We start from the raw sequence: 11,439 nt of genomic DNA on the forward strand, positions 1-11,439 counted from the left end.
AAAACCTATATCACTAATGCCATTGAATTGCCTTATTCTAACGCTAAACTAGAAGCAACAAACAAACTGATCAAAGACATCAAGCGCAATGCTTTTGGCTATCGGAACTTTGAAAACTTTAAACAGCGTATCTATATCGCTTTGAATACCACAAAAGAGAAGACGAACTTCGTCTCCTCTCGTGCTTAGTTATAGGTCACCCACTACAGTTGACATAGAGCCCTTTTCTTTTCATACTCTTCAAAAATCTCTTCAAACCGTGTCAACGTCGCCTTGCCGTATAGATGTTACTGACTTCGTCAGTTCTATCTACAACCGCAAAGCAGTGCTTTGAGCAGCCTGCGGCTAGTTTCCTAGTTTCTCTTTGATTTTCATTGAGTATCAGATTTAAGAAATTAACTTCCTCGTCTCCAGAAAAAAGCTAAGACAACCATAGCACCTAAAACAGCTGGAACAATAGCTATCCCCGCTAGGTTTGGACCCCAAGTTCCAAAGAGCAGGTCCCCCAAAGAAGCACCAATCCAGCCGAGAAACATTTTCCCAAAGCATCCCATGCTTTCTCCGCGATTGGTTAAAGCACCTGCCAAGAGTCCCACTAGGAGACCAACAAACATACTTCCAAGCATAGCTTCTCCTTAAATTGCCCAGTCTCCATTGCGGAAGAGTGGTACACGTGTTCCATCCTCACGGATACCATCGATATCCATTTGACTCGAACCAATCATAAAGTCCACATGAACATCTGAACGGTTCAGTCCTGCAGCTTCAAGCTCTTCTTCGCTCATCTCTGCCCCACCAACAACGCTGGTCGCATAGGCTGCACCGATAGCCAAGTGGTTTGAAGCATTCTCATCGAAAAGGGTGTTGAAGAAGGTAATACCTGACTGAGAAATTGGGCTTGGATCTGGTACCAAGGCACATTCACCCAAGGCACGCGCACCCGCATTTTCAAAGACAAGGTCCTTCATGACCTGATCACCCTTTTCAGCAGTAATGTCTACGATTTGACCATCCTTGAAGGTTACCTTAATGCCTTCGATGATATTGCCGTTATAGCTAAGTGGTTTTGTAGAGGTTACATAGCCATCTGCACGACGGAAGTCAGGAGCCGTAAAGACTTCTTCTGTTGGCATATTGGGCAAGAATCCTTCTCCCTGTGCATTGATGGCTCCAGCTGATTCCCAAACGTGGTTCTTCGGCAAACCAAGTGTCAAATCGGTCCCTGGAGCTGTGTAGTGAAGGGCTGAGAATTGTTCTTTATTGAGCATTTCTGCCTTGCTCTTGAGGATTGCAGCATGTTCCTCCCAAGCCTTAACAGGATCTTCTTCGTAGACACGGCAAGTTTTGAAGATTTGATCCCAAAGGAGGTCCACTGCTTCTTCATCGCTCGCAGCATTTGGAAAGACTTTTTTAGCCCATTCAAGTCCAGCAGCGGCCGCCACTGTCCAGCTAACCTTGTTGGACTGAGTTGCGATACGCATTGGCTTCATGGCAAGTCCCATAGCTTTGGCAGAAGCCGAAAGCTTGTCAGCATCCACTCCGTTCAAGGCACCTGGATCAGATGAGCGAACTCCAAGACGGCTAGCCTTGTTCTCCAAGAGATAGTTCATCTCAGCAATCTTATATTCTGGCACATTATCCAGACGCTCCATCGGAGCGTGGAGGAATTTCTCACGATTGATCACATCATCTGTCCACTGAACGATGACCTCATGCGCACCCAAGGCATAAGCTTCTTTCACGATCAAATGCGCCAACTCGCGTTGCTCCACATCGATAGAGAGAGCCAAGGTGTGACCAGGTTGCACGTTAATTCCATTCGCAACCAATAATTTCGCATATTTTTCTAGATTTTCTTTAAAATTTGGTAAAACCATTCTATTCTTCCTTTTCTTTTGTTATTTTTCCTTCAAAGCAGAAAATAATCCTGCTAAAGCAATGGCACCAGACAAGAGCGCTGTCGATAGGATAATTGTTTCATCTGCCAGCTCTAGCTGATAGTCAAAAACCTTTTCAGCTGGTTTATCTTCCGCAAAAATTCTTAGTTTCATCAAATGTTCCCCATTACTAGTATATCACATATATTAGCATTTTAAAAAACAAGCTCATTAAAGCTTGTTTTTATTTAACTATCACAAAAGTCGTGTACATATCTTTCCACTTCTTTTTCCATAAATTGAATCTCACAAATACCCCATTTATCATTCTTTACCGTTACATCTGCCATCATCTGTAATTTTAAACTCTGGCGATTGAAAATTCCTTCCCACTGTTTATATTTTGCACTTGGAACTAAATTTCCAAACTTCGAATTTTGACTATCTGTAATGATACAGAGATTCCCAAAGGAATGCAAAAATTTATCATCAATTTTTTCAACTCTTTCATCACTATTTGGATGTTGTGGAAACCAATGCTCTATAGAACGACGATATGTAAATTTGAAATCTTCAAACTTAACATCGTATGCTTTCTTTAATTCTTCACGATTTTTCCATAAAACATAATCCACAAAGTTAAAAGCATAAACAGGAATTGCACCATATTTTTTGATACTTTTATCTTCGGTAAACAATCTTTCCTCAGCATATCTCACTGCCATTTTTTCAAGAAATTCCTTAAAATAATCACCAAATTCTTGATCATTTAGTTCTTCAATATGTCTGTATAGAAATTGTAAGATCTCGAATAACCAACGACTATCACGATTGGCAGTAAAGGTCACAGCAAACATGGATTGGAGAAGAATGATGTTTTGGTTTAAATTATTTTGAAAACTAATTCGAGCATATTTCCATCCTCCATTTTCATTTCGTTTATATGTCTCATACTGAGCGCGCTTGATTTGCCATTCAGTTTCATTTTCTAATTGGACATTTTTTACGATAAGCGTATCAAATATATGCTTCATAGTCAGAAGTAGTTGCCCAAATTGTTGGACCCATTCTCTATCTCGTCGTTCAATTTCAAAAATTTTCAATAATTTTTTATCATCAAATGTAGTTTCGTCATTTCCTTCCATGATGAAAAAAACTTGAAGTAAAAATGTTGGAAAATCAATTACAGTCGTATAATTTGAAATATCTGCTCCATTATTTACTAAGCTACTACTTTCATATTTTATCTGAGTAATTGCATCTAGTAAACTTCGTTGCTCAATTTTTTTTACTCTTATTTTCTCAAATACACTTTCCAATTTGAAGTTAGTAAATTCTTTACCAAAAATTTTCTCCCCCTCTTCATCAGTATTGTTTGGTCTACTTCGGATTTGAAAAGTTTTTATTACCGGCTTATCAAACTCCGCACAGGCATCCCAAATCCTTGCAAATTTTTGTGCCATTTCTTGATCTGCACCAAACTTGGCCATCATTTGCGCCTTAAGAATCTCATGAGCCTCTAGTTGTTCTCCACGAGAGTTGAAACGTTCGAAATAAAGATTTAAGTCTAAATCTTCAGGAAGTATACTCCGAAAAATAATAACTTTATCAAAAAGATAATCAACGAAAGATTGAGGATTAAGGTGGCGCTCCTCTAGCACTTTTTTCAATGCGTCTTTAGCATGTCCGTAACCTCTAGTTAATTCATTTTCATCGTCCTCAGAGATTTTTTGCTTAGTAAATAGTTTTTGAATGTTCTCATTTGATTTCTTCCTAGCTGGGAAGGTAAGATTGATAGCTTTCAATCTATCAAAACCAAACTCATGCTTCAAAGCTAAGGCAATCAAATTAAAAGCGGTTGTTCGTTGTTGTCCATCTATGATTTTGAAAATGTCATTCTCTTTATTAACGACCAATGTTCCAATATAATAATTGTTTCTATTTTCTTGAAAAGCATCTGCTACATCGTTCAATAACTGCTCAATTTCATCATAAGTCCAGGCAAAATTTCTCTGATAAAGAGGAATGGCATAGGTATCTTCATTTAACAAACGATTAACTGATAAGCTTATATGTGTTTCTACCATTTATCTTTTTCTACTTCTATAATCTTGTCCACAGTATAATTTTCAAATAACTCTCTATCTATCTTTATCATGAAATCATTCGGAGTGACAGCATGAGATAAAAGTTGAAATAGCTTTTGAACCTCTTTTTGTCTAAACCTTCCACCAGCAGCATAGTTCCCAACCGTCGCATCATATATGGCTTTAGATTTAACTCGAGGGTAGTAAGACCAAATAAACAAGGTCTCTACTATCTCCTTTGATAGCTCCTCTTTTCCAAATCTATCTGCGAAAAGCGAGCAAATATTTAGGAATATATTGTGACACTTGAGATAGCGACCCTTTGAGCTATTGTAAATGTTTAACATACCTTCTGGGTAAGCTACATTTTTTTCTTCCCCTTCAAGTTCATCAGAAAATCCTAACTCTTCATTTAAAAAATCTTTATGATTTTTAATAGTTTCATGAGCAGATTCAATATACTCAAAAAATTTACTTCCATCAATTATTGGCATAGTAATTGAAAGAGGGAGTTTCTCAATATGACGATACAATTCTAGGTATGGAAAGTTCTGATTCAAATCAACGCCTTTAAAGTCGTCAATAAAATCCTCTGTAAATCGTAGATAAGAGCCATAACGCTTGTTTGTTAATCCTGTTTCTCCCCTAGACCACCGTCTCATACGAAAAAGATGTTTATCAAATAACTCTTTGAGACTTAAATCTTTATCCTCTACAAATTGCTCCCACTTTTCAACAATCTTTTCATCTTCTGAATCTTGCTTGCGAAGATGATAGGCTTTGAGCAAATCATGAGGTTCTAAAGATTTTCCACGATTATTCTGAGAATCAAATAACTGAAAGGCCTCTGATAATCGTGCCTGTGGCATAGTAATCACGGAGACAGAACAATTTTCCAATAAAAAGTTGCAAATATCTTTTGCCTGATTTTCGCCGACCAATTGAGTCAAATTTTTCCACTCATTATAATTTTCACTCGCATGATAGCAAGACATCTCTCCAAATTCAGCACTCAGAAGTTGATTCGCACCCTTATAATTCCCTAAATCATCTAATAAATGAAGAAACAAGGAAATTGAAATTAGACGTTGCTGTCCATCGACAATATCTAAATATCTATCATTTTCATGCAAGATAACAGAACCAATCTGATATTCCTTTTTTCCCATAGCATCTCGTAAATCATAAAAAAGATTACGGATATGTTTTCTGTTCCATTTATAAGGTCTTTGATAAGAAGGAATCCGCAATTTCCCTTCTTTCAGTAGTTCTCCAACCTTTTTAGAAGTAAATTGAATACTCATTTTATCCTCATTTATATTTATCTATCATTTCTTGAACTGTTTGCTTCATATCCTCTACTAAAATCCGAGGAGACAAAACAGTAACTGCTTCCCCTTGTCCCAACAACCAGCGTTTAAGACCCGGTGTATACTGACTTTTAAACTTAAAATGAGTCCAGGAACCATTTTTCCCAACTATTTTTGCATTTGGAAATTGATCCATCACAATAGTAGGATCATACAAATACCCAATCTCAATACTGATTTTCTTCCCGATAAAAGCATCAACTCTCTCGTTACGAATATCACCATCTCTAAATTTATCTCGATAAGAAATAGAGGGTTTCTCTATACCACTAAGAGACCATGATTGGATACGGTCTACTCTTAAAGTAATATAAGTAGCATGTTTCAACTGGTAAACAACCAAATAGAAATAATGACTATCATAGTAAAGAGAGACAGGTAAAACCGTCTGCTTCTTAGAAGATTCAGAATAAGGTTTTTGATAGATAATGTCTAAGACCTGTTCATGTAGAATAGCCTCCGATAAATTCCAAATTTTCTCTATTCTATCTTGTTGATCCGTTAAGGGAGCATAATTAAGCTTTTCACTACCAATAATCTGCTCAATTTCTTTCTGGTCATCACGAGGAACTAAAATCAGTAAATTTTTTAGTAAGCTATCAATTTCTGACCTATTCAGTGCTCGATTTTCCAATAAAATCTTTGATATAACAAGTATATCCTTTTTATTAAAAACTGACTCACTTGATAGGCTATACTTATTTGTTTTACGACTATAAATCAAATCCCCACTATAATTGTGGCAACTAGATAAGATATAACGCAGTAGTGAAAAATCTCTCTGTATCGTCTTTGCACTAACCATAAATTCTTGAGCTAATTGCTTTTTTCCTAACGGAGTCCCAAACTGTAATCGTAAAAAAATCGTTAGTAGTCTTTCTTGATCATTCATCTGCAGTCCTTTTTATCCTTCAATTGATGTTAGACACACTGTCATTCCCCACTTAAAACGCACAATCAAACGAGATTGAACATTTTTTAATTGATCTGGTTCAGTGTCACTAGAGAAAACCATTTGTTTATTCATATAATGTTGAGAATTAAAAAGATTAAAAAATATTTCTTGAATAAGAATATCCTTTTCCCCCAATATCTGAATATCATCTACTATTAGGAGAGTAAACTGCTCACTTCTAACTTTTTGGATTTCTAGCTCATTTTCTAATAAGTTTTCGGCAGAAATATATTTTACTCGCTTTTCTGGATTATTCTCAAGAACCTTATTTCCAATTGCTTGAAGGAGATGTGTTTTCCCTGAAACTTTTTTCCATAAATATAAAGTGGATTATATTTTAATCCTAGATTTTCTACTACTGCTAAGGCTCCTTTCTTTGCTAAATCATTACCATCTTTTTCTACAAAATTTTCAAATTGATATTTATTATTTAAGCCTGTATTGTTTATCATTTAAATCTCTTTCTTTATTATACTATAAGTATACTAAAATAGATGGACAATTTTTGTCCATCTATTTTAAAACAAATCATCAAACAAACTCAACTGATTATCCTCTGGCATATTGCCGAGAATCCCCATTTCATCCATCTTTTCAACTAAGGTAGATGAGAGTCCGCCACGCTTGCGGAGTTCGGTTTTAGAGAGGAATTCTCCTTCTTTTCGAGCACGCACCAACTGCTTAGCAACGTTCTCTCCTAGACCATCCATTGCGACAAATGGTGGGATAAGAGTGTCTCCATCAATGATGAATTCAGTCGCATCACTACGATAGAGATCTAACTTGCCAAACTTAAAGCCACGTTCCCACATTTCATTGACAATCTCAAGAGTTGTATAAAGATCAATTTCCACATTAGAGGCTTCATTGTTCTTCCGTTTTTCAGCGATTTCTTCCATTCTACGCTTAATGGCATCCAAGCCTGCTCCCATGGTTTTGATATCAAAAGCCTTGGCGCGGATAGAGAAGTAAGCACAGTAATAATAAATGGGATGGTGAACCTTGAAGTAGGCTACACGCAAGGCCATCATAACGTAGGCTGCCGCATGGGCCTTGGGGAACATATATTTGATTTTCCCACAAGATTCGATATACCACTCTGGCACCTTATTGGCCTTCATAGCTTCGATATAGCCATTTCTCTCCTCTTCGGAAATCTTCAACCACAAGCCCTTACGTACCCGTTCCATGATGGTAAAGGCCATCTTAGGTTCAAGACCCGCATGCATGAGGTAAACCATAATGTCGTCCCGACAACCGATAACGGTTGATAGGTCCGCAATTCCTTGCTTGATCAGATCCTGGGCATTTCCCAACCACACATCAGTACCGTGGGACAGACCTGAGAGCTGAAGCAATTCCGCAAAAGTCGTCGGATGCGTTTCGTCTACCATCCCACGTACAAAGTTTGTTCCAAACTCTGGGATTCCCAGCATGCCCGTCGGCGTTCCGATTTGCTCCGGCGTCACCCCAAGTACATCCGTCCCAGAAAAGAGGGCCATCACGCCTTCATCATCCATAGGAATTTCATTAGGGTCAATCCCAGACAAATCCTGCAATTTCCGAATCATGGTCGGATCATCATGCCCCAGTACATCGAGTTTGAGGACATTCTCATCGATATCATGGAAGTTAAAGTGAGTGGTCTGCCATTCAGCCGTCACGTCATCTGCTGGATACTGGACAGGCGTAAAATCGTAGACATCCATGTAGTTCGGAATAACAACGATTCCCCCCGGATGTTGTCCTGTTGTCCGCTTGACACCAGCTGCACCTTGAGCGAGGCGCTCCACCTCTGCACCACGATAAAACTTCCCGTAATCACGCTCATAGCCCTTTACAAAGCCATAGGCAGTCTTGGCAGCCACCGTACCAACCGTTCCTGCACGGAAGGCATATTCTTCACCAAAGATATCACGCACATCCAAGTGGGCGCTAGGCTGATCTTCCCCCGAAAAGTTCAAGTCAATATCGGGAACCTTATCTCCATCAAAACCAAGGAAGGTCTCAAACGGAATATCCTGCCCATTTTTGCTGAGTTTGTGGCCACAGTTTGGACAATCCTTATTGGGCATATCAAAACCTGAACCGTAAGAACCATCGGTGATAAATTCGCTGTACTGACACTGGCCACAGACATAGTGAGGAGAGAGAGGATTGACCTCTGTAATCCCAATCATGGTCGCAACAAAACTGGACCCAACAGACCCACGAGAGCCAACCAAGTAGCCCCGTTCATTGGAACGTTGCACCAGCATCTGCGATGCCAGATAAATCACGGCAAATCCATTCCCCAGAATAGAAGTCAATTCTTTTTCAATCCGCAAATCAACAATATCTGGCAGCGGATTGCCATAAATCTCAAAAGCTTTCTTATAGGTCAGCTCAGCGACCGTTTCTTCCGCCTTGTCGATGAAAGGTGTATACAAGTCACCCTTAACGACCTCAACAGGTTCAAAGATATCTGCCAAGGCATTGGTGTTTTCAATGACTAATTTGCGTGCTAAATCTTCTCCCAAGAAAGCAAATTCATCCAACATTTCATTGGTCGTTCTAAAATGAGCCTTGGGAAGAGGAGCTGGCTGGGCATGTTCACCGTGACCAATGGTCCGGTTAATCATAGCCCCCTGTCCCAAACTACGGACGATAATTTCACGGTAAATCTCTTCTTCCGGTTCGATATAGTGGACATTTCCCGTAGCTAGAACAGGCTTGTCAAGACGGTCCCCAACCTCTATCAAACTCTTGATAATAGTCTGAAGTTCCTCCATATCCTTGACCTGCTCTTTAGCAATCAAGGGAGCATAGATAGCTGGTGGCATGACCTCGATAAAGTCATAATACTTGGCCACCTCAACCGCCGCATCCACACCTTGGGAAACAACTGCGTCAAAAACTTCACCCTCCGAGCAAGCCGACCCTAAAATCAAGCCTTCTCGATGGGCATCTAGAACCGTTCTCGGTATCCGTGGTACTCCTTCAAAGTACTTGGTATTGGACAAAGAAACCAGTTTAAAGATATTTTTTAGACCTACCTGATTCTTGACATAAATAGTCGCATGCTTGATCCGAGCTTTTTTATAAGAATCTGGACTAATCAAATCAATGTTTAGTCTAGCTAGGTTGGTCACACCATGTTTTTCTGCTACCTCTTTGATAAAGATGAAAAGCAAACGACCAGTAGCTTCCGCATCGTAGTTGGCCATGTGGTGGTGTTCAAGTGCTACACCAAAACGCTTAGTCAAAGGTCCCAAACCATGACGTTTATACTCAGGATAGAGATTTCTAGCAAACTCCAGCGTATCGATGACCGGCTGGCTAATCTTAGGCAGACCATGACGCTCATAGTTGGCATTCATAAAGCCAACGTCAAAGGTGGCATTGTGAGCAACTAAAACTGTATCCTTGCAAAACTCTTGGAATTCTTGTAAAACTTGTTCCAGTGGTTTGGCATTTTTAACATGATCATCTGTAATACCTGTTAACTCAGTAGTAAAGGCTGACAAGGGATGCCCAGGATTGATAAATTCATCAAATTCGGCAATAACATTTCCCTTATACATCTTAGAGGCCGCAACCTGAATCAAATCATTATAGATAGCTGAAAGTCCCGTCGTCTCCACGTCAAAGACCACATAGGTCGCTTCTGACAAGCCCATCTCCACTTCGTTGTAAACGATAGGGACACGGTCCTCCACGATATTGGCTTCCATTCCATAGATCAGCTGGATTCCAGCTTTCTTAGCTGCCTTGTAGCCATGTGGGAAGGATTGAACATTTCCATGGTCGGTGATGGCAACCGCCTTGTGCCCCCACTTAGCAGCTGTCGCAACGATCTCCTCTACCTCTGGTAGAGCATCCATGGTCGACATGTTGGTATGAGCATGAAACTCAACCCGACGCTCACCTTCTGTCATCAAATCCTTCCGCTCATAGTGAACAACTTCCTGCACATCCTGGACGTTCATGGTCAAATCACGTGTGAAGTTATTCATCTCCACATTCCCACGAACTCGGAGCCAAGAATTCTTCTTAATGATGTCAAACTTCTGAGCTTCTTCTTCATTCTTAAACCATTTTTGCATTGAAAAACTTGAAGTGTAGTCTGTCATTTTAAAGTTGATCAAAACGCGACCAGTTCTGGTCACCTTATGCTCCACATCAAAAACGACCCCTTCAAAGACCAGGCGATTTTCCTCAGTCGTCACGTCGATCATCTGGGTAACTTCAGCCTTATCTAGTTTAGGCTTGGCCGCAGCCTTTTTAGCCTGAAAATCAAAGGCTGGCTTCTCTTCTACTGGAGGAGGAGCCATTTGTTCCAGTTGCTCAATAGCCCGGAGCGCTTCCTCATTGGCAGCTTGAACAATCTGTTCATTCTCCGTATGGAAGGCTTCCTCCTGCTCTTGTGTAAGAGCATCATTCTTTTCTATTTGGCATACAAAAGCTGGAAAACCAAACTTCTCGAGTTGCTTTGCCAAATTAGGAAGATGATTCTTCTTAAAGTGCTCCTTATCAATCGCCTCTGAACCTTCAATAATGAGTTGATTTCCCTCCGCACGAACGTTTAAATTCTGGTAAAGAGATTTAAACCCTTGACTTGCACATGGACCTTCAGAAAAAGCCTCTCTATAGTAGGCTTGTAAGAGTTCATTAGAGAGTTCATTAGAGAATTCTTGAGAGAGAACCTTGATTTCGAAAACAGCTCGATTCCCTGTCTTAGAAAATTCTTCACTAAGCCCTTTCTTTAACTCCAAAAAAATTTCAATCGGTAAAATATTAGAAAATACAAAATGAAATTCCCAAATCTTACTAATTTTATGAACCACAACACGCTCAATTCTGGCATCAACAAGAGCAGAATCCCGTTTCAATTGATCAGAGATTCCCAGTTGATTCATTAAAATTTCAAACTTACTTGCCATTCATTTTCCTCACATTATTCTCTTACTATTTTACCATAATTAAAGAAAATATATGACTAGTACCATTCCTTAAGCACTTCTAGTTTACACAAATTTGTTCCGTAAACAAAAAAGAAAACTCTCAGAATCTCCTTAGTAAATAAAAAAAGATACTCTTAAGTATCCTCGTAATCAATCGGGAAGACAGGATTCGAACCTGCGACACCTTGGTCCCAAACCAAGTACTCT

At 39.4% G+C, this 11,439-nt stretch carries 8 protein-coding genes and 1 pseudogene; 1 reads left to right on the top strand and 8 read right to left on the bottom strand.

The features are described 5' to 3' along the window. A partial coding sequence (locus Q4A91_RS08565) for a transposase (protein WP_303213616.1) occupies positions 1–189 on the top strand: 189 nt, incomplete at its 5' end. Between the two features lie 206 nt (positions 190–395). Here the strand turns inward: Q4A91_RS08565 and Q4A91_RS08570 are convergent. The 8 genes and pseudogenes from Q4A91_RS08570 to Q4A91_RS08610 form a co-directional block, all read right to left on the bottom strand. Then, positions 396–626, bottom strand: coding sequence for a GlsB/YeaQ/YmgE family stress response membrane protein (locus Q4A91_RS08570; RefSeq protein WP_303213617.1), 231 nt, complete (start codon positions 624–626; stop codon positions 396–398). Between the two features lie 9 nt (positions 627–635). After that, positions 636–1,877, bottom strand: coding sequence for an aminopeptidase (locus tag Q4A91_RS08575; RefSeq protein WP_000243940.1), 1,242 nt, complete (start codon positions 1,875–1,877; stop codon positions 636–638). A gap of 21 nt (positions 1,878–1,898) precedes the next feature. Then, positions 1,899–2,051: a hypothetical protein gene (locus Q4A91_RS08580; RefSeq protein ID WP_000776617.1), complete on the bottom strand. Its 153-nt coding sequence runs from the start codon at positions 2,049–2,051 to the stop codon at positions 1,899–1,901. A gap of 74 nt (positions 2,052–2,125) precedes the next feature. After that, a complete protein-coding gene (locus Q4A91_RS08585) occupies positions 2,126–3,964 on the bottom strand; it encodes a DUF262 domain-containing protein (protein WP_303213619.1) in 1,839 nt (612 codons plus the stop codon). After that, positions 3,958–5,268, bottom strand: coding sequence for a DUF262 domain-containing protein (locus Q4A91_RS08590; protein WP_303213621.1), 1,311 nt, complete (start codon positions 5,266–5,268; stop codon positions 3,958–3,960). Before Q4A91_RS08590 ends, Q4A91_RS08585 begins: the two co-directional genes overlap by 7 nt. A gap of 7 nt (positions 5,269–5,275) precedes the next feature. Further along, entirely contained in the window at positions 5,276–6,226 is a 951-nt protein-coding gene (locus tag Q4A91_RS08595) for a YafY family protein (protein WP_303213623.1), read from the bottom strand. 12 nt (positions 6,227–6,238) lie between these two features. Beyond that, positions 6,239–6,741 (bottom strand): annotated as a pseudogene (locus Q4A91_RS08600) (DnaA/Hda family protein). A gap of 66 nt (positions 6,742–6,807) precedes the next feature. After that, positions 6,808–11,211: a PolC-type DNA polymerase III gene (locus tag Q4A91_RS08610; RefSeq protein WP_303213629.1), complete on the bottom strand. Its 4,404-nt coding sequence runs from the start codon at positions 11,209–11,211 to the stop codon at positions 6,808–6,810. Between the last annotated feature and the right edge of the window lie 228 nt (positions 11,212–11,439).

It is taken from the genome of Streptococcus sp., assembly GCF_030528045.1.
Taxonomy (GTDB): Bacteria; Bacillota; Bacilli; order Lactobacillales; family Streptococcaceae; genus Streptococcus.